Raw genomic sequence first — 16,534 nt, 5'->3', positions numbered from 1 at the left:
CGTCTCCACCTTTTATTTTTATAGTGAGCGCAGCAGGTTGGGGCGCCGTGCGCCCCGGGTACAGCCGTGAACGTTACTGGCCTTCCAGCAGTTGGGTGACCCACGCCGGGGCCAGTGCCGGCAACGGCTGGCCGCTGTCTCGGGCGCGAGTGTAAGCGTCGATCACCTCGCGGCGCTGGTTTTCGTAAGCGCTTTTTTTCTCCGAGGCTTCCAGCACTTCCAGCAGGCGCGCGCGCGGCACCACGGTGACGCCGTCGTAGTCGCCGAATACCAGGTCGCCCGGCGCCACCTCGACACCCGCGCAGGTCACGCTGGCGTTGATTTTGCCGGGGCCTTGCTTGCCCGGGCTGCGTTGCATGAAACCCTTGGCGTAGATCGGGATGTCCAGTTGCGCCAACGGCACTTTGTCGCGCACGCAGCCGTCGATGACCATGCCGCTCAAGCCCACGGCCTGGGCGGCGCCGGCCATCAAGTCGCCGATGTAGGCGCGGCCGGGGTAGGCCTTGCCGGCCACCACCAGCACGTAGCCGGGCTGGCCTTGGTACACGGCGACGTGGATCGGGAAGTTGTCGCCGTCCTCGGTGTCGACGGTGTAGGCGGTGCCGAGCATTACCTTGCTTTCGTCCAGGGGCATGAGGTCGGCGTCCATGCAGCCATTGCGCGGGATGCCCAGGCTTTGCATGCCGTCGCACAGTTGCGCCGGGCTGAGTTTGCGAAAGCGCGCCAGTAGGTCGTCGGGGATCAGGTCGGGCAGCGGGAAGTAGTGTTCAGTGTTCATGGCAAATCTCACTTGTGGGCAGTCAGGTGGGCGATGGCGCTGCGGTAGTCCATGTCGCTGCCGCCGGGGCCGAGCAGGCTGGCCCAGTCGGTGGCGGCGAGTTTGTCGAGCTGGCCTTGGGTGGCGCGGCTCATGCTCGCGTCAACGCCGGCGGCTTCGAGGGTGGCGACGGCATCGTCCATTTCTGCGCTGCGGCGCTTGGCATGGATCAGCGTGCGTGCGGTGAAAGTGTTGGCCAGTTGCTCGACGGTCTTGCCGTTGAGCGAGTCGCCCAGAGACGCTACCAGGGTGTCCAGCACGCCAAACTTTTCCCCGGCCTGGAAGGCTTCCAGCAGCAATTGCGGCAGGCCTTTCATCACCACGCTTTTGAGCATCTTGATTGCGGAGGCGGCGCCCGCTTCGGCGTCGAGCACGGTCAATTGCATGCCGCGCGGCGCGAAAGCGTCAGCAAACGCGGCGGCGCCGCTGCCGGCCAGCAGCATCGGCACGCGGTGGTTGTTGCCAGGCACGGTGCCCATCACGGCGCTGTCGCAAAAGCCCACGCCGGTTGCGCGGGGCAGTCTGTCGATGGCCTGTTTCACGGCGGGCGCGGCGGAGTTCATATCGACGTAGGTTTGCCCCGCCACCAGCCACGGCAGGGCCTGTTGTGCGATGGCCAAGGCGCTGCTGGCGCTAGTCAGGCACACCACAAAGCGCGCGCCGTGACAGGCAGTTGCCAGCGAATCGAAGAGGGTCACGTGGTGTTCTGCGGCGCGTTGCCGGAGCACGGGGGTGACGTTGGCGTCGAAGGCGCCGATCTGCAGGTCGCCGCTGGAGCGCAGGCCTTTACTGAGGTGGTAGGCGGCTTCGCCAAACCCGATGAAGACGATATCCATCCAGTGTTTCCTTCATTGTCTTTGTTATTGACGATGAGGGAGCAAAGGCTGTGCCAGTATTTATTTATGTTCTAAAACATGGGCTTATGGGTTTTTGTAAAAAATGATGGGTTTCAATTAATTTCAACTTATTGCGCCATGCAATAGGATGCAATGCATATCGCACTGACCAGGCCACCTCCATGCAAGGCACCATCGCCGTCATTTCCCCCTCCAGCACCCTCACGTCGGTGATGCGTGGCATCCTCGAGCAGCGCGGGTTATCCCTGGTGGTGGTCGAAGCCGCGCAGCACGACGCCACGCTCAAGGCGCAGCAACTGATCGACAGCGGTGTCAGCGTGATCATCAGTCGTGGCCGCACGGCCAGCGTGTTGCGCGAGCATTTGCGCGTGCCCATCGTCGAGGTCAAGCACACGTTTTTCGACTGCATCAATGCCTATTCCAAGGCGCAGCAGGTGTCGGACAAGGTGGCGTTCCTGGCCACTTCCGAGGGCTATGCGACCATCCTCGAGAAGGCCCGGCCATTCATGCCGCAGGTGTCGATCTGCCTGATCGACCCGCTGGGCAGCAACCAGGCCACCGAAGCGCAGTTGGACCGTTTGCAGGCCGAGGGTATCGAGGTGGCGATTGGCGGCCTGTCGTCGCGCGAGGCGGTGATGGCGCGGGGCATGCGCTACATCATGTCCGAGGCCGACCCGGATGCCGCCGATGAGGCCATTGATGAGGCACTGCACTTGTTGCAGATCGTAGAGGAACGACGGCTCAAGCGCGTTGAACTGCAAAGCCGCTACGAGATGATCCAGTCGATCCTCAACTGTGTGTCCGAAGGCATTTTCAGCGTCGACAGCCAGCGGACTGTCACCAACATGAACAGCGTAGCTACGGCGTACCTGGGTAGCGCGCAAATCGGCGACAGCATCGACGGCCTGCTGGCCCAGGACTATTTCGGCCAGGTGCTCGGCAGTGGCCGCCCGGTGCGCGGTGCGTTGATCACCCTCGGTCGGCTGTCGCTGACCCTGAGCATCGCGCCGATCACTCTGGATAGCCAGGTGATTGGCGCCGTCGCCACCCTGCAAAACCAGACCGAAATCACTGCCATCGAACGCAAGATGCGCCGCCAGCTGGCGCGCCAGCACCTGGCGGAAAAAACCTTCGACCACATCATTGGCAGCAGCCCCGCGCTGGCCAAGGCCAAGCGCCTGGCCCAGACCTATGCGGCGGTGGACAGCACGGTGATGATCGAAGGCGAAACCGGCACCGGCAAGGAGCTGTTCGCCCAGAGCATCCACAATGCTTCGCGGCGCAAGCACGGCCCATTCGTGGCGATCAACTGCGCGGCCTTTGCTCCCGGTGTGCTGGAGAGCGAGCTGTTCGGCTACGTCAAAGGCGCCTTCACCGGCGCGCTCAATGAGGGCAAGGCCGGGGTGTTCGAGCTGGCACACACCGGCACGATCTTCCTCGATGAAATCAACGAAACCTCTACCGATATCCAGGTCAAGCTGCTGCGCACCTTGCAGGAGCGCAAGGTGGTGCGCATCGGCGATGACAAGGTCACGCCGATTGATATCCGCATCATCACCGCCAGCAACAAAAACCTGGAGCACCGTGTGGCCCAGGGGCTGTTTCGCGAAGACTTCTACTACCGTATCTGCGTGCTCAAGCTGCACCTGCCGGCCCTGCGCGAACGCCGCGCCGACATCCCCGAACTGGTGCGCCACCTGCTGCGCAGCCTGCCCCTGCCCACGCCCGAGCCGGATGAGGCGCTGCTGCAGCGCCTGAGCCGTTACGCCTGGCCGGGCAATATCCGGCAGTTGGGCAATATCGTCGAGCGCCTGGCGGTGATGAGCCAGGGCCGGGCGTTTGCCCAACCGTGGCTGGAGGATGTGCTGGAGGATCTTTCCAGCACTGCGCCGGTTGCAGAGAGCGCGCCGCTCCAGAGTGAACTGGCGCTGCTGCATGAAGTGCTCGCCAGCGTGCGCGGCAACCGCGAAGAGGCCGCCCGGCGCTTGCAGATCAGCACTACGACCTTGTGGCGGCGGATGAAAAAGTACCTGGACCAAGACCCGGGTTGTTTTGACAGCGCACGCTACCCACGGCCCTGAAGCGGTGTGTCAGGCAATGAAAATGCCAGCTGTACCGGCCCCATCGCAGCCTCGCTGAAGCTCGACAGCTCCCACAGGGGTTCACTGTTGCTCAGCACTACGACGGTGTGGCAGCGGATGAAAAAGTACTTGGATCAAGATCCGAGTTGTTTTGGCAGCGCACGCTACCTAAGACCCTAAGATAAACCCTGTGGGAGCTGTCGAGCTTCAGCGAGGCTGCGAAAGCGGTGTGTCAGGCAATGAAAATGCCAGCTGTACCGGCCCCATCGCAGCCTCGCTGAAGCTCGACAGCTCCCACAGGTGTTCACTGTTGCTCAGCACTACGACGTTGTGGCAGCGGATGAAAAAGTACCTGGATCAAGATCCGAGTTGTTTTGGCCGCGCACGCTACCTAAGACCCTAAGATAAACCCTGTGGGAGCTGTCGAGCTTCAGCGAGGCTGCGAAAGCGGTGTGTCAGGCAATGAAAATGCCAGCTGTACGGCCCCATCGCAGCCTCGCTAAAGCTCGACAGCTCCCACAGGGGTTCACTGTTGCTCAGCACTACGACGTTGTGGCAGCGGATGAAAAAGTACCTGGATCAAGATCCGGGTTGTTTTGACAGCGCACGCTACCTAAGACCCTAAGATAAACCCTGTGGGAGCTGTCGAGCTTCAGCGAGGCTGCGAAAGCGGTGGGTCAGGCAATGAAAATGTCAGCTGTACCGGCCCCATCGCAGCCTCGCTGAAGCTCGACAGCTCCCACTGGGGTTCACTGTTGCTCAGCACTACGACGTTCTGGCAGCGGATGAAAAAGTACTTGGATCAAGATCCGAGTTGTTTTGGCAGCGCACGCTACCTAAGACCCTAAGATAAACCCTGTGGGAGCTGTCGAGCTTCGGCGAGGCTGCGAAAGCGGTGTGTCAGGCAATGAAAATGCCAGCTGTACCGGCGCCATCGCAGCCTCGCTGAAGCTCGACAGCTCCCACAGGGGGGGGCACTGTTGCTCAGCACTACGACGGTGTGGCAGCGGATGAAAAAGTACTTGGATCAAGATCCGAGTTGTTTTGGCCGCGCACGCTACCTAAGACCCTAAGATAAACCCTGTGGGAGCTGTCGAGCTTCAGCGAGGCTGCGAAAGCGGTGTGTCAGGCAATGAAAATGCCAGCTGTACGGCCCCATCGCAGCCTCGCTAAAGCTCGACAGCTCTCACAGGGGTTCACTGTTGCGCCTGTATCTCGTAAAAGCGGGAGATCTGTATCTATCGCAAGGCGGGGGTGGTGGTTAATGTCGGCGGAATCCTTTACCTACGGGGCGCCCATGGATCTCACCGCTGTGCCCTTCGGCACCACCGACTGGTTGACTCTCGAGCCCGTTGTCCATCCCGGCATAACCGGCAGCGCCCTATGGCGCACCTGCCACTTCGGCACCACCCGGGTGCGCATGGTTGAATACACCCCGGGCTACCTGGCCGATCATTGGTGCTGGCGCGGGCATGTGCTGCTGTGTCTGGAAGGCGAGTTGCACACTGAGCTGGAGGACGGCCGCCAATTCACCCTGACGGCCGGGATGAGTTACCAGGTGGGAGATGACATGGAAGGGCATCGGTCTTCAACGCGCGGCGGCGCAAAGCTGTTTATTGTGGACTGAGTCGTTTCAGTCGCTGCTGTTCACGCCGCCGCCTACCTTCAGTTTGTCGCCTGCATCGGTAGCGGGGGCTGCATCAAAAGCCGATAGCGTCGATTGTGAGGTCCGTTAAGGGCTATTGGTTGTGGTAGGCCCGATTCTGTTTGCGCGTTGATGCGGTTTGGGGCTGCTTCGCAGCCCAGCGCGGCGGTGCGACGATTCGACAAGCCCGCTCGCCACAGAAGCCCGCCGGCCACAGACGCCTGCCGGCCATACAGGGCCGCCGGCCAGACAAGCCTGCCGGCGACACAAGGCCGCTGATTAATGCATGTGGCTATGGTCCACGCCATCCAGGCCGCGCGCGGCAGCCTTGATTTCAATGGCTTGCTTCTCGCCCTTGGCATTTTCCACGGTGAGGGTCAGCGGCACCTGGTCACCTTCCTTGATCTGGCCGGTCAGGCCCATGAGCATCACGTGGTAACCGTTGGGGTCGAGCTTCACTGCTTTACCGGCGGGCAAGGCCACCGAGTCCACCGGGCCCATGCGCATCACGTCGTCTTTCATGCTCATTTCATGGATCTGTACGTCCTTGGCAACCGGCGAAGCCACGCTCAGCAACTTGCTGTCGCTGTCGGCGGTGACGGTCATGAACGCGCCGCTGGACGGTTGGCCCGGCACCGAGGCGCGTACCCACGCGTCGGTCACTTGCACTTGGGCACTGGCGTGGGCGGCGAGGCCCAGCAGGCCGAGGCCGATCAGGGTGTGCTTGAGGTGTTGAACGGCAGTCATCAGCAGACCTCCATGACGGTGAGCAGGTCTTCTGCGCACTCTTTTGCGTTAAGGGATGCCTGCAGGCCCAGGCGCAGGTTGCCACGGGTGTCGAAGACAAAACTGGTGGCGGTGTGGGACAGGGTGTAGGTGTCGCCAGCGGGGATTTTTTCATAAAAAATCCCGAATTCCTTGGCGGCCACGGCGATTTCTTCCGGGGTGCCGTACAGCGCTTCGAAGCTGGGGTCGAAGGCCTTGACGTACTTGTCGAGAATCTCGGGTGTGTCGCGTTCCGGGTCGAGGGTGATAAAGATCACCTGCATGATCTCGCCGTCGCGGCCCATCAGCTTCTTGGCCTGGGCGGCGCGCGCCAGGGTGGTGGGGCACACGGCCGGGCACTGGGTGAAGCCGAAGAACACCACCGGCATCAGGCCACGGTAGGAACTGAGGGTGACGGTATCGCCCTCGGTGTTCTTGAGCTTGAAGGTGCGGCCCATGATCTTGTCGCTCAAGTCCTTGCCGTACTTGAAATTCAATTTGGGGCTGTTGTCACAACCGGCCAGCAGGCCCAGACCCAACAGGCCCATGCCGGTCAGGACCTTGCGGCGGGTGAATAACGTACTCATCAACTGTGCATCCTGTGAAACGCCTGCATTGCGCAACATCAACTCGGCAGGCTTTGAAAAGGAGTAAACGAGGAGGGCGCCAGTCTACCAACCCTGGCTACGCCACGTAATCTGCGACGTTCTGCCACAGGGGGCGTCAATAAAGGTTAGCGATGCTTCATGCTTTTGCCGCTCTGATGGTAGAGTCGCCGCCATGAAATCGAGCCACCCCGACCGTTCGCTGATCGTCTGGACCCTGTACTTCTGCGTGCTGATGAACCTGTTCGTCTGCGGTTTGGGGCACGGTCAGATGATGGGCCAACAGCTCAATGGCATCGGCGGCGCATTCTGTTCGGTGGACGGCAAGCAGGCGCCACTTTCCGACAAAGGGTTGGGTAGCCCGTCTTCCAGCAACATCTCGAACTACTTTGCCTGCCCGGTGTGCAACGCGGTCGGCGTTGCCCTGGTGTTCCTGATCGGCCTCGCCTGGCTGTTGGGCCTCGGGCAAACCCCGCGCCCGGCCCATGAACGGCGCAACAAGGCGCCGCCGCGTTATTCGTGGCCCTCGGCCAACCCCCGCGCATCCCCGACTTTCTGACGTGTGCCTTGGGCCTCCTGTAACAGGGGGGCGTTCTATCGTCACGACTGTGAGTGCGTTTCATGAACCCTGTATTGCCTGCCGGCGCTAATCGCCTGGTCAGCAAGGCGTCCCGACGCCTGCGCGCGGAACCTACACTAATTGACTACCCGAGCAACTCCCGCTGCTTCGTGCACCTGGATGCACGCCTGTTGCCGTACTGGCACAGCGTGTTCGACATCTGCCCGGCGCTGCTCAAGCTCGACCCGCCCGAGGGGCTGAACCTGTTTCGCAGTTTCATGACTTGGGCCTATCGCAACCAGCCGACGCAGGATTGGACCTATCACCTGAATGTCTGTCGCTGGTTGCTGGGCTGCGCTTACCGCACGCACATTGACGAGGAGCCGATTGAAGCGTTCATGGCGGCAGCGGCAGCGCGTTGGGTTAACACCGACGATAGCCAGGCGCAGGGGATCGTCCTGGCCTGGCGAGGTTCCAGGGTGTTCGATTGGAAGGAGCCCGCGTTAAGCTCTGCGCAGCTGCACGCATCGCCCTTGCCCAACGCCGACTTCAGCTGGAGCGAGCTGGGTGCTCAGGGTGAATTCGGCGGCTGGATGCCAGTGCCGTGAAGCAGCTCAAGAAATCGCTGCCCCACTGACTCAAGGCATCAACTGCCGGAACGCGGCGCGTGCTTTTTCGGTGCCTTGCTGCCGGGCTGCTTCTGTTGAGACTTAGTGCTCGACGCGGCTTTTTCCTTGGGCGGCGTCTCGGCTTTTTTATCGCTGTCGGCCGGGCTGCTCGGGTAGGTGCCTGGCGGTAGTGCGGAGCCGGCAGCGCTGCTGTCGCTCAGCGAGTTGGAAGGCGGGCTGGTGTCATCGCCGAATGCGGCGAAGGCAGGGTTGGCCAGCAGGGCGGACAAACCGGCGATAAGCAAAAAACGGTGAGACATCCTGGTCTTCATGACGAATCCCCTTGCTGCTGTGAGCAGCGGCGTTGAGCGAAACCGCAACCCGGCGGACCGCGCTCCGGTGGTGTTTCAATCAAGCCTTTGGTAACACTGGGCGCGACGGGCGGGCCGTCGCGCCCATGGCATTCACGCAGCCATCGGCTTGCTCGCCGTGGCTTTCTTGTGGGCCGCCTTCATGGCTTCCATCTGCGCGCCGAGTTCTTCCAGAACCGCCTTGCCCAACAGCTTTTTAGCCTGAGGGAACATCTCGGTTTCCTCTTCTTCGATATGGTGTTCCAGCAGCTCCTTGACCACTTTGACACGCCCGGAAAATTCGGTGGTCGAAGGCTGGGTCTGCTTCAAATCAGGCAGCACCAGGGAGTCTACGGTGCGATGCTCTTCCTTGGCTTCGTGGTACATGATGTCTTGTTCCTTGCCACCGGCTTTGCGGAAGGCCGGGTAAAGAATCTCTTCCTCAAGTTTGGTATGCAGGCTGATTTCCATCTCAAGCTTGGCCAGCAGTTCGGTGCGTTTCTTCACGCCGCGTTCGGTGGATTCGCTCAGTTGAGTGAGCAGTGCTTTGACGCGTTCGTGGTCGGCCTTGAGAAGGTCAATGGCATTCATGATGAAACCTCACGGGTGCAGTCGGGCGGGTCGAAGTGCGCGCCTCTTGGGGAACGTCTTGCATCAGTTGTACCAACTTGCGAATTTGTTAAATGTGGCGATTAATCAATGGCTTGGCGCAGTAGGTTGGCGCTGGCCGTCGTGCACCTTGCATGGTCGGTCGCTAACGGGGTTGCATTACACCGCATGCAATCTCTACTGGCTGAAAATTGGATGGAACCCTCAGCGTCGTTGCTTGACCTAATGCATAGACCTCAGGAGGTGGACCATGCAAATAGAATACATCTGGATCGCGTTGGCAGTCGTTCTGCTGCTGTTGGAACTGTGGGCGATCAACACCGTATTGCGCAGCACCAGTGGCTGGGAGACCAAGGGGTTGTGGCTGGTCATTCTGATTTTCGTGCCGTTGTTCGGTTTGATTGCGTGGGCCATGTTCGGGCCCAAGCGCGAAATGCCGCAGCATCGCAAAAGCTAAAATTTAACCGCAAAAAAACAGGCGCCATTTGGCGCCTGTTTGCGTTCATGGCCGGTGATTAACCTGCAACCGCCTCGGCTATCGCATCACTGAATGCCGGCAAGTCATCCGGCGTGCGTGAGGTAATCAGTGTCCAGCCGTTGGCCTTGCACTCCTTGACCTGCGCATCGACCCAACCAGCGGCGCCGGCATTTTCCAGGTCGATGCGTACGCTTTTGTAGGAGGTCAGCGTCTTGCCGTTGATCACGCCGGCGTCGATCAGCGCCCATGGGCCATGGCAGATCGCGGCCACGGTTTTGCCGGCCTTGACGAAGTCGTTGATCAACCGCAGCGCGGCCGGGTCCTGGCGCAAGGTGTCGGCATTGACGGTACCGCCGGGAATGACCAGGGCGTCAAAGTCGCTGCTGACCACGTCTGACAGTTGCACGTCGGATTCCACCGTCTGGTCCTTCTCGGTGTCGCCGACAAAGGTCTGGGTGGTGCCGCCCTTGCTGGAACCGTGGGTCACCGTGGCGCCAAAACTGCGCAGGGTTTGCAGCGGCTTGAGCAGCTCGTCGCGCTCGATACCGGTGTTGGAGGTGATGATCAGGATGTTCTTGCCGTTGAGTTGTGCGCTCATGATTTGAGTGTCTCCCGATGGATGGATTGAAGAAGTGATATGGAAGAGTGGATCGAGTCCGGGTAGCAAAGGTTTAAATTAATTTGGGCTTATTTCTCCAGCGGTTCGGCTGCGCAAATACCTTGAACTATCGAAATTCACCATGCTCTGCTGAATACCATAAAGCCGCTCAGGCCATAGTCAGAAGAATAGTCAGGAGGCATGTATGGCGCACGCTATCAGCGCGTCTGATTTAGGCATTGAACTCAAGCCCGATGACGACGGCGCCTTGTTCAAGTGGTTTATCGCCAGCTTCCTGATGGGCAAGCGCATCCAGGCGCCTATCGCGGCACAGGCCTACAAGGTGATTGTGCAAGAGCAGGGACGTGACACGCCGCGCAAGCTGCAACACTGCACGCCCCGTGAGTTGGTCGTGATGCTCGGGCGCGCGCATTACGTGCGCTACGACGAAACCACCGCGCAGCGCCTGCTCGACCTGAGTGCCAAGCTGAATGCCGAGTACGCCGGCAAGGTCACCCATATGCGCAGTGTCAGCGAAGACCGCCAGGCGTTCGAAAAGCGCCTGGCGGAATTCAACGGAGTGGGGCCCAAGACCATCGAGATTTTCATGCGTGATGCGGCGAAGGTTCTGTTTTGACGGCGCCGTTGTATGTGGGGTGCGCGGGTTGGAGCCTGCCCCGCGAACATGGGCCTGGGTTTGAGGGCGAGGGCACCCATTTACAGCGATACGCCTTGCGTTTAAACGCGGTGGAAATCAACAGTTCATTTTACCGCCCCCACTTGGCCAAGACCTATGCGCGATGGGCGCAGAGTGTGCCTGAGGCCTTTCGGTTTTCGCTGAAGATGCCCAAGCGCATCACCCACCAACTGCGGTTGCAGCAGTGCGACACTGCATTGGACGAATTTCTTGAGCAATGCCTGCACCTGGGGGAGAACCTGGGTTGTCTGCTGGTGCAATTGCCACGGTCGTCGAGTTACGAGCCGGTGGTGGCGGCAGGTTTTTTCCGCGCGCTGCGCCAACGCTATCTCGGTGCGGTGGTGGTGGAGCCGCGTGATGAATCCTGGCTGGAGGCTGAAGGGTTGCTGCAGGATTTGCACATTGGCCGGGTGGCTGCCGACCCTCCGGCGATCGAGTCCGGTGATGTCCCGGCCGGTTGGCAGGGCGTGCGCTATTGGCGCTTGCATGGCACGCCCCGTGTCTATCACAGTGCCTATGGTGCCGAGCGGGTCCAGGCGTATGCGCGCTTGTTGAGCCAGTCTGTAAACGAGGGCGTGCCCACGTGGTGCATCTTCGATAATACCGCCAGCGGCCATGCGCTGGCCGATGCCTTGTGCCTACTCGACCTCCACCCGCAGCACCTCCAGCCCTAACTGCTCATACGCCTCGACACTCGGTACATGCCACTCGGTAATCAGCGTGTGGATGCGGTTGCATGGCGCTACCACAAATGGTTCCACGGCGCCGAGCTTGTCCGCCATGGTCACGGCTACCACATGGGAAGCACTGTCGAGCAGGGCTTGCTTGACTGCCACTTCGTCAAAATGCAACGAGCTGATGCCGACTTGCGGATGCAATGCGCACACGCCGGTAAACAGCAGGTCGGCCTTGACGCTCTGGATCAGGCGCACGGCTTCGTGGCCGCTGGTGGACAGGGTGGCGGGATTGAGTTGGCCACCGGCGAGGATCACTTTCACGTCGGGATGATCCGCCAGGGCGATGGCAATCATCGGTGATGGGGTCACTACCGTGAGGCGGATCGAGCGTGGCAGCGATTGGGCAATCTGCAACGTGGTGGAGCCTGAATCGAACAGCACAATCTGGCCATCTTCCACCCGCTCGGCCGCCAGTTGCGCGAGGCGGCGCTTGGCGTCGTTGGTTTCGCCGACACGGGTGAAAAAGTCCTTGCCGGTGTCCTTCGGCCGGGGCAGGGCACCGCCGTGCACGCGCTGCAACAGGCCGGCAGCGGCGAGTTCGCCGAGGTCGCGGCGGATGGTGTCCTGGGACACAGCAAAGTGTTCCACCAATTCGGCGGCGGTGACTTTGCCGTCGCGCTCCAGCAGCAACAGAATCTTCTGTTTGCGCAGGGACGGCAGGTCGATGGCGTGATGGGTGTTGTGCATGTTTGTGCGCTATTTTGCGGGTTTATGCGAGATTAGTCGCCCGCTCCTGTAAACGCAATGGCTGGTTGCGCAGCCGATGGGCGGTTACTCTCTGTGTTCAGTTCAGGGAGAGGTGACCTAGATGACGTTGATTACAACCATCGAAGATTTACGCAAGCTGGCGCAAAAACGTGTCCCACGCATGTTTTACGACTACGCCGATTCCGGGTCCTGGACTGAGAGCACCTATCGGGCGAATGAAAGCGACTTTGCCCAGATCAAATTCCGCCAGCGGGTGGCGCGTAATATCGATGAGCGCTCGATCCGCGCCACTATGATTGGCCAGGACATGGCCATGCCGGTGGCCCTGGCCCCCACCGGCCTGGCGGGTATGCAGCATGCCGATGGCGAGATCCTCACTGCCCGCGCCGCTGCGAAGTTTGGCCTGCGCTATACCTTGTCGACCATGAGCATTTGCTCCCTGGAGGACATCGCCGAACACGTCGGCCAGCCGTTCTGGTTCCAGTTGTACGTGATGCGCGACCGCGGGTTTGTCGAGCAATTGATCGAGCGCGCCAAGGCCGCCGGTGTGGATGCGTTGGTGTTGACCCTGGACCTGCAGATCCTCGGGCAACGCCATAAGGACTTGATCAATGGCCTGTCGGCACCGCCCAGGCTGACCTTGCCGAATATCCTCAACATGGCCACCAAACCTCGCTGGGTGATGGGCATGCTCGGCACCAAGCGCCACGGCTTCGGCAATATCGTCGGGCATGTGAAGGGCGTCGCGGACATGAGTTCGTTGTCCTCATGGACCGCCCAGCAATTCGACCCGCGCCTGAGTTGGGATGATGTGGAGTGGATCAAGAAATGCTGGGGCGGCAAGCTGATCATCAAGGGCATCCTCGATGTCGAAGACGCGCGCCTGGCGGCAAATTCCGGAGCCGATGCGTTGGTGGTGAGTAACCACGGTGGTCGCCAGCTTGATGGTGCGCCGTCGAGCATCAGCCAACTGCCGGCGATTGTGGCGGCAGTGGGTGAGCGCATCGAAGTGTGGCTGGACGGCGGCATTCGCTCTGGCCAGGACGTGCTCAAGGCGATGGCGCTGGGGGCGAAAGGCACCATGATCGGTCGGCCGCACCTGTATGGTTTGGGGGCGATGGGGGAAGCCGGGGTGACCAAGGCACTCGACATCATCGCTCGAGAGTTGGACGTGTCGATGGCGTTGTGTGGCTATAACGATATACGCGATGTGAATCGCGAAATTTTGCTGCCCGGTACATTTCCAGAAAACGTTTTTTGAGCAAAAAAATCGTAAAAAAATAAAAAGAGTTGTCCACGAAAACCGTGGGTATCTCTGTGGATAACTTTGCGAGACCCCGGTGGGTATGGCGATTTAACCCAAGGTTAATATTTGATCAACTGGCGGCGCGGGCCAGTATGGGTAGGGTTTGCGCTTGACAGCCAAGCGCGAACCCAGTGCCGAAAAGCACTTTTATGAGTCGCCGTTGCGACCTGTGGAGTGCGTGACAACCTGCGTCGGCATCTGTGTTTGCATCAAGCTGTCCAGCGCCTGGGCATAACTGCGACCGGCCAGGTTCATGCTGTTGTTATGCGTGGCACCGGGCACCAGCAGCAACCGCTTGGGTTCATGGGCTGCTTCAAACAACTGCTGGCTGAAGCGCGGTGGCACGTACTGGTCGGCGAGGCCGTGAACCACCAGCAGCGGCATATGGATGTCGGCAATCTTGTCGATGGAATCGAATTTCTGCGACAGCAACCAGCGCACCGGCAATGAAGTGTTGGCCACCGCCGTCGCCACATCCGCCAAGGAGGTAAAGGTCGATTCGATCACCAGCCCGCGCACCGGCAGCGGCGTTTGCTTGCCCAGTTCGGCTGCCAGGTCGATGGCTACTGCTCCCCCCAGGGAGTGCCCGTAGATCAGGCGTTTGCTCGGATCAGGTTGCAGGACCTGGAAACGTTCCCAGGCAATGCGCGCATCTTCGTACACAGTGGTTTCCGACGGCAGTTCGCCGTGGCTTTGGCCGAACCCGCGATAGTCGATGGCCAATACCGAGTAGCCGAGTGCGTGCAATTGCTCGATGCGAAACAGCTGCCCGGTAAGGTTCCAGCGCACGCCGTGCAGGTAGAGGATTGCCGGTGCGTCTTTTTTGTCCGCCGGGTACCACCAGCCATGAATGTTCTGCCCCGATTTGAAACTGGTGGGCTTGAGTTCGAATTCCTGCACTGCCTTGGGCAGGCCGCTGTACCAGCTGGCGGTACCGGGCTCGATGCGAAACACCAGCTCGCGCTCCTTGTGTTGCAGCACGGCGCAACCCACCGGCAGGCCGACGATCAGCAGCGCCATGCACAGCAAGGGAAACCAGCGCAGGCTCAGGCGAGACAGAAAACGAGAAGACATGAAGGTTCCAGGGCAAAGGTGAAGCTCGGGTTTTACCAGATGGCCTGCGCAGGCAGGAATTAATTCGACAGCCGCCCACGGCGATTGCTTGCAAAGTGTTACAGCATTGAACATTACGTGCCCCGGTTGTTAGGGTGGGCAGCCACATAGGAGAACAAGCACATGGATTTCACAGGCAGAACGGCCATCGTTACCGGTGGCGCACGCGGGTTGGGGCTCAGCTATGCGCGTGCCCTGGCCCGGAAGGGTGCGCGGGTGGTGATCAGCGATATCGGCGCCGATAACGCCGGTGCAGGCAACGACGCCTCGGTGGTGCAGGCGGCGGCCAACACGTTGCAGGCCGAAGGGCTGGAGGTGGTCGGACATGCCGGTGACCTGTCCAGGGATGAAGGCTGCCGGCAACTGATCGCGTATGCCATCGAAACCTTCGGGCAGCTCGATATCCTCATTCACAACGCCGGTTGGGTGGGCTACCAGAACATTGAAGACCTTGATGCTGCGTTCCTGCAACGCGCCATGGACATCAACCTGTATGCGCCGCTGTGGTTGTGCAAACACGCCTGGCCGCACCTGCTGCGCTCATCTGCGCCGCGCATCATCCTGACCACTTCCGACCGGGCCATGTACGCGCAGTACGAGCAGGTCGGCCTGGTGGCCTACAGTGCCGGCAAGATGGCGCAACTGGGGATCATGAATGCACTGAGCCATGAGGGCGCGCAGGCCGGCATTCGGGTCAACGCCATTTCGCCGGTGGCCAAGACGCGCATGTGGGGCGTGACCGCTGAGCCGGATGAACTCAAGCCTGAGTGGGTAACGCCGGGGGTGTTGTTTCTTGCATCGGCGCAGTGCGAGGACACGGGCTACATCCTGCGCGCCAGTAACGGTCAATTCACTGCCACGCGTTTCACGGAAAACCCCGGGGTGGATTACCCGCGCGATCTGGCCCGGATCAAGGCCGGCAGTGCGCAAGAAGTTGCGGCTGCATGGCAGCGCATCAAACAAGCGTGAACCCGATTATTTCTTTGAGCAAAGTACCGACCATGGATAACAGCCCCATTCGTATCACCGCTGAAGAGACCCTTTCGGACAATTGGTATGTCTTGAAGAAATACAGTTTTGACCTGCGTCGTCGCGACGGCAGTTGGCAAGCCCAGACCCGCGAGGTGTACGACCGTGGCAATGGTGCGACGCTGCTGTTGTACAACCGTGAGCAGCGCACGGTGTTGCTGGTTCGCCAGTTTCGCATGCCCACGTTCGTCAATGATTACCCCGGCTACCTGATCGAAGCGGCGGCCGGGCTGCTGGACAATGCCAGCCCCGAGGAACGCATTCGCCTGGAGGCCGAGGAAGAGACCGGCTACCGCGTAGGGCATGTGCAGAAGATCTATGCGGCGTTCATGAGCCCGGGGTCGGTGACTGAGCGGATTCACTTCTTTATCGGCGAGTACCAGGCAGGCGACCGCGTGGGCAGCGGCGGTGGGTTGGAGGACGAGGGCGAGGATATCGAAGTGCTGGAGCTGGGGTTTGAGCAGGCATTGGCGATGGTGCAGGACGGGGAGATTGTGGATGGCAAGACCATTATGTTGCTGCAGCATCTGGAGTTGCGGATGTTGAAAGAGGGGTGGTGAGGTTGTTTTTTTGGGGTACATATCCGTTATTTGGGTAACGGCCGCAATTGGTTCCGCTCTTACAGCGGGTCACTTTTTGAAGAGCGCAAAAAGTAACCAAAAACGCTTCGCCCCACCACTCGGCACCTCGCTTAGGCTCGGTGTGCCCTCACTCCGGCTTTGGACCGTGGGCCGCCGCCATGGGCCATCCTTGGCCCATCGCGGCTAACCCGGCGTCCTGCCGGGTTACCCACGCTCCAAAGCCTGCGTTCGGCCAGCGTGGTTAACGGGGCGCCTCAGATCAAAATCAAAAGCCAAAGCAGATCAAAAGCAGAGCACGGCGGCCTAGTAGCCGACCTGAGTGGTGTAGATCAAAAGCGTTTTTGCTCTGCTGTGTTTTTGATCTGGCTCTTACATCCTTTGCGCTGACGAA

Annotated in this window: 19 protein-coding genes; 10 read left to right on the top strand and 9 right to left on the bottom strand. The window is 60.4% G+C overall.

Translation table 11 applies throughout. The features are described 5' to 3' along the window. Positions 1-73: 73 nt before the first annotated feature. Together CXQ82_RS18065 and CXQ82_RS18060 are read right to left on the bottom strand one after the other, a co-directional pair. Entirely contained in the window at positions 74-778 is a 705-nt protein-coding gene (locus CXQ82_RS18065) for an RraA family protein (RefSeq protein WP_101271405.1), read from the bottom strand. A gap of 8 nt (positions 779-786) precedes the next feature. Continuing rightward, positions 787-1,653: an NAD(P)-dependent oxidoreductase gene (locus tag CXQ82_RS18060; RefSeq protein WP_101271402.1), complete on the bottom strand. Its 867-nt coding sequence runs from the start codon at positions 1,651-1,653 to the stop codon at positions 787-789. 182 nt (positions 1,654-1,835) lie between these two features. Here CXQ82_RS18060 and CXQ82_RS18055 point away from each other — a divergent pair, with 182 nt between their 5' ends. Both CXQ82_RS18055 and CXQ82_RS18050 read left to right on the top strand, forming a co-directional pair. Beyond that, positions 1,836-3,755, top strand: a complete 1,920-nt coding sequence (locus CXQ82_RS18055) for a sigma 54-interacting transcriptional regulator (protein WP_101271400.1) — start codon at positions 1,836-1,838, stop codon at positions 3,753-3,755. Between the two features lie 1,297 nt (positions 3,756-5,052). Then, positions 5,053-5,382 (top strand): DHCW motif cupin fold protein, encoded by a 330-nt coding sequence (locus CXQ82_RS18050; RefSeq protein ID WP_101273820.1) that lies wholly within the window; start codon positions 5,053-5,055, stop codon positions 5,380-5,382. Positions 5,383-5,679: 297 nt separating this feature from the next. Here CXQ82_RS18050 and CXQ82_RS18045 read toward each other — a convergent pair whose 3' ends face one another. Beyond that, the gene (locus CXQ82_RS18045) at positions 5,680-6,147 is read right to left on the bottom strand and encodes a copper chaperone PCu(A)C (RefSeq protein WP_101271398.1); all 468 of its coding nucleotides are present in this window, start codon (positions 6,145-6,147) and stop codon (positions 5,680-5,682) included. Then, complete coding sequence (locus CXQ82_RS18040) at positions 6,147-6,752, bottom strand: SCO family protein (protein ID WP_101271396.1); 606 nt, start codon at positions 6,750-6,752, stop codon at positions 6,147-6,149. Before CXQ82_RS18040 ends, CXQ82_RS18045 begins: the two co-directional genes overlap by 1 nt. Positions 6,753-6,945: 193 nt before the next feature. Here CXQ82_RS18040 and CXQ82_RS18035 point away from each other — a divergent pair, with 193 nt between their 5' ends. Together CXQ82_RS18035 and CXQ82_RS18030 are read left to right on the top strand one after the other, a co-directional pair. Continuing rightward, positions 6,946-7,329, top strand: a complete 384-nt coding sequence (locus tag CXQ82_RS18035; RefSeq protein WP_101271394.1) for a DUF2946 domain-containing protein — start codon at positions 6,946-6,948, stop codon at positions 7,327-7,329. Between the two features lie 62 nt (positions 7,330-7,391). Next, on the top strand, positions 7,392-7,937 hold the full coding sequence (locus CXQ82_RS18030) for a putative natural product biosynthesis protein (RefSeq protein ID WP_101271391.1): 546 nt from the start codon (positions 7,392-7,394) through the stop codon (positions 7,935-7,937). Between the two features lie 38 nt (positions 7,938-7,975). On the opposite strand, the gene CXQ82_RS18025 is transcribed toward CXQ82_RS18030, so the two are convergent. Next, positions 7,976-8,257 (bottom strand): hypothetical protein, encoded by a 282-nt coding sequence (locus CXQ82_RS18025; protein ID WP_371917323.1) that lies wholly within the window; start codon positions 8,255-8,257, stop codon positions 7,976-7,978. Positions 8,258-8,401: 144 nt separating this feature from the next. Further along, entirely contained in the window at positions 8,402-8,878 is a 477-nt protein-coding gene (locus CXQ82_RS18020; RefSeq protein ID WP_101271387.1) for a hemerythrin domain-containing protein, read from the bottom strand. A 268-nt stretch (positions 8,879-9,146) separates the two neighbouring features. Between CXQ82_RS18020 and CXQ82_RS18015 the strand changes: the two genes are divergently transcribed. Then, entirely contained in the window at positions 9,147-9,353 is a 207-nt protein-coding gene (locus CXQ82_RS18015) for a PLD nuclease N-terminal domain-containing protein (protein WP_101271384.1), read from the top strand. A gap of 58 nt (positions 9,354-9,411) precedes the next feature. On the opposite strand, the gene CXQ82_RS18010 is transcribed toward CXQ82_RS18015, so the two are convergent. Next, positions 9,412-9,972: a type 1 glutamine amidotransferase domain-containing protein gene (locus CXQ82_RS18010; protein ID WP_101271382.1), complete on the bottom strand. Its 561-nt coding sequence runs from the start codon at positions 9,970-9,972 to the stop codon at positions 9,412-9,414. A 205-nt stretch (positions 9,973-10,177) separates the two neighbouring features. Here CXQ82_RS18010 and CXQ82_RS18005 point away from each other — a divergent pair, with 205 nt between their 5' ends. Continuing rightward, entirely contained in the window at positions 10,178-10,609 is a 432-nt protein-coding gene (locus CXQ82_RS18005) for a DNA methylase (protein ID WP_101271380.1), read from the top strand. Continuing rightward, positions 10,606-11,343, top strand: a complete 738-nt coding sequence (locus tag CXQ82_RS18000) for a DUF72 domain-containing protein (protein ID WP_177409916.1) — start codon at positions 10,606-10,608, stop codon at positions 11,341-11,343. Before CXQ82_RS18005 ends, CXQ82_RS18000 begins: the two co-directional genes overlap by 4 nt. Here the strand turns inward: CXQ82_RS18000 and CXQ82_RS17995 are convergent. Next, positions 11,308-12,093: a DeoR/GlpR family DNA-binding transcription regulator gene (locus CXQ82_RS17995; protein ID WP_101271378.1), complete on the bottom strand. Its 786-nt coding sequence runs from the start codon at positions 12,091-12,093 to the stop codon at positions 11,308-11,310. The genes CXQ82_RS18000 and CXQ82_RS17995 overlap by 36 nt on opposite strands. 121 nt (positions 12,094-12,214) lie before the next feature. Here CXQ82_RS17995 and CXQ82_RS17990 point away from each other — a divergent pair, with 121 nt between their 5' ends. Next, a complete protein-coding gene (locus CXQ82_RS17990; RefSeq protein ID WP_101271376.1) occupies positions 12,215-13,375 on the top strand; it encodes an alpha-hydroxy acid oxidase in 1,161 nt (386 codons plus the stop codon). A 192-nt stretch (positions 13,376-13,567) separates the two neighbouring features. Here the strand turns inward: CXQ82_RS17990 and CXQ82_RS17985 are convergent, their stop codons facing one another. After that, positions 13,568-14,494: an alpha/beta hydrolase gene (locus tag CXQ82_RS17985; protein ID WP_101271374.1), complete on the bottom strand. Its 927-nt coding sequence runs from the start codon at positions 14,492-14,494 to the stop codon at positions 13,568-13,570. Between the two features lie 162 nt (positions 14,495-14,656). Here CXQ82_RS17985 and CXQ82_RS17980 point away from each other — a divergent pair, with 162 nt between their 5' ends. Together CXQ82_RS17980 and CXQ82_RS17975 are read left to right on the top strand one after the other, a co-directional pair. Next, entirely contained in the window at positions 14,657-15,502 is an 846-nt protein-coding gene (locus CXQ82_RS17980) for an SDR family NAD(P)-dependent oxidoreductase (protein ID WP_101271372.1), read from the top strand. 32 nt (positions 15,503-15,534) lie between these two features. Beyond that, a complete protein-coding gene (locus tag CXQ82_RS17975; RefSeq protein ID WP_101273818.1) occupies positions 15,535-16,122 on the top strand; it encodes an NUDIX domain-containing protein in 588 nt (195 codons plus the stop codon). The last annotated feature ends 412 nt before the right edge of the window (positions 16,123-16,534 follow it).

It is taken from the genome of Pseudomonas sp. S09G 359 (assembly GCF_002843605.1).
GTDB lineage: Bacteria > Pseudomonadota > Gammaproteobacteria > Pseudomonadales > Pseudomonadaceae > Aquipseudomonas.
The sequence above is the reverse complement of the archived record's forward strand: the minus strand, read 5'-3'. Positions and strand labels throughout refer to the sequence as shown.

Coding starts and splice junctions, on each gene's coding strand:
- CXQ82_RS18065 (WP_101271405.1), bottom strand. CDS start 778: ATGAACACTGAACACTACTTCCCGCTGCCCGACCTGATCCCCGACGAC.
- CXQ82_RS18060 (WP_101271402.1), bottom strand. CDS start 1,653: ATGGATATCGTCTTCATCGGGTTTGGCGAAGCCGCCTACCACCTCAGT.
- CXQ82_RS18055 (WP_101271400.1), top strand. CDS start 1,836: ATGCAAGGCACCATCGCCGTCATTTCCCCCTCCAGCACCCTCACGTCG.
- CXQ82_RS18050 (WP_101273820.1), top strand. CDS start 5,053: ATGGATCTCACCGCTGTGCCCTTCGGCACCACCGACTGGTTGACTCTC.
- CXQ82_RS18045 (WP_101271398.1), bottom strand. CDS start 6,147: ATGACTGCCGTTCAACACCTCAAGCACACCCTGATCGGCCTCGGCCTG.
- CXQ82_RS18040 (WP_101271396.1), bottom strand. CDS start 6,752: ATGAGTACGTTATTCACCCGCCGCAAGGTCCTGACCGGCATGGGCCTG.
- CXQ82_RS18035 (WP_101271394.1), top strand. CDS start 6,946: ATGAAATCGAGCCACCCCGACCGTTCGCTGATCGTCTGGACCCTGTAC.
- CXQ82_RS18030 (WP_101271391.1), top strand. CDS start 7,392: ATGAACCCTGTATTGCCTGCCGGCGCTAATCGCCTGGTCAGCAAGGCG.
- CXQ82_RS18025 (WP_371917323.1), bottom strand. CDS start 8,257: ATGTCTCACCGTTTTTTGCTTATCGCCGGTTTGTCCGCCCTGCTGGCC.
- CXQ82_RS18020 (WP_101271387.1), bottom strand. CDS start 8,878: ATGAATGCCATTGACCTTCTCAAGGCCGACCACGAACGCGTCAAAGCA.
- CXQ82_RS18015 (WP_101271384.1), top strand. CDS start 9,147: ATGCAAATAGAATACATCTGGATCGCGTTGGCAGTCGTTCTGCTGCTG.
- CXQ82_RS18010 (WP_101271382.1), bottom strand. CDS start 9,972: ATGAGCGCACAACTCAACGGCAAGAACATCCTGATCATCACCTCCAAC.
- CXQ82_RS18005 (WP_101271380.1), top strand. CDS start 10,178: ATGGCGCACGCTATCAGCGCGTCTGATTTAGGCATTGAACTCAAGCCC.
- CXQ82_RS17995 (WP_101271378.1), bottom strand. CDS start 12,093: ATGCACAACACCCATCACGCCATCGACCTGCCGTCCCTGCGCAAACAG.
- CXQ82_RS17990 (WP_101271376.1), top strand. CDS start 12,215: ATGACGTTGATTACAACCATCGAAGATTTACGCAAGCTGGCGCAAAAA.
- CXQ82_RS17985 (WP_101271374.1), bottom strand. CDS start 14,494: ATGTCTTCTCGTTTTCTGTCTCGCCTGAGCCTGCGCTGGTTTCCCTTG.
- CXQ82_RS17980 (WP_101271372.1), top strand. CDS start 14,657: ATGGATTTCACAGGCAGAACGGCCATCGTTACCGGTGGCGCACGCGGG.
- CXQ82_RS17975 (WP_101273818.1), top strand. CDS start 15,535: ATGGATAACAGCCCCATTCGTATCACCGCTGAAGAGACCCTTTCGGAC.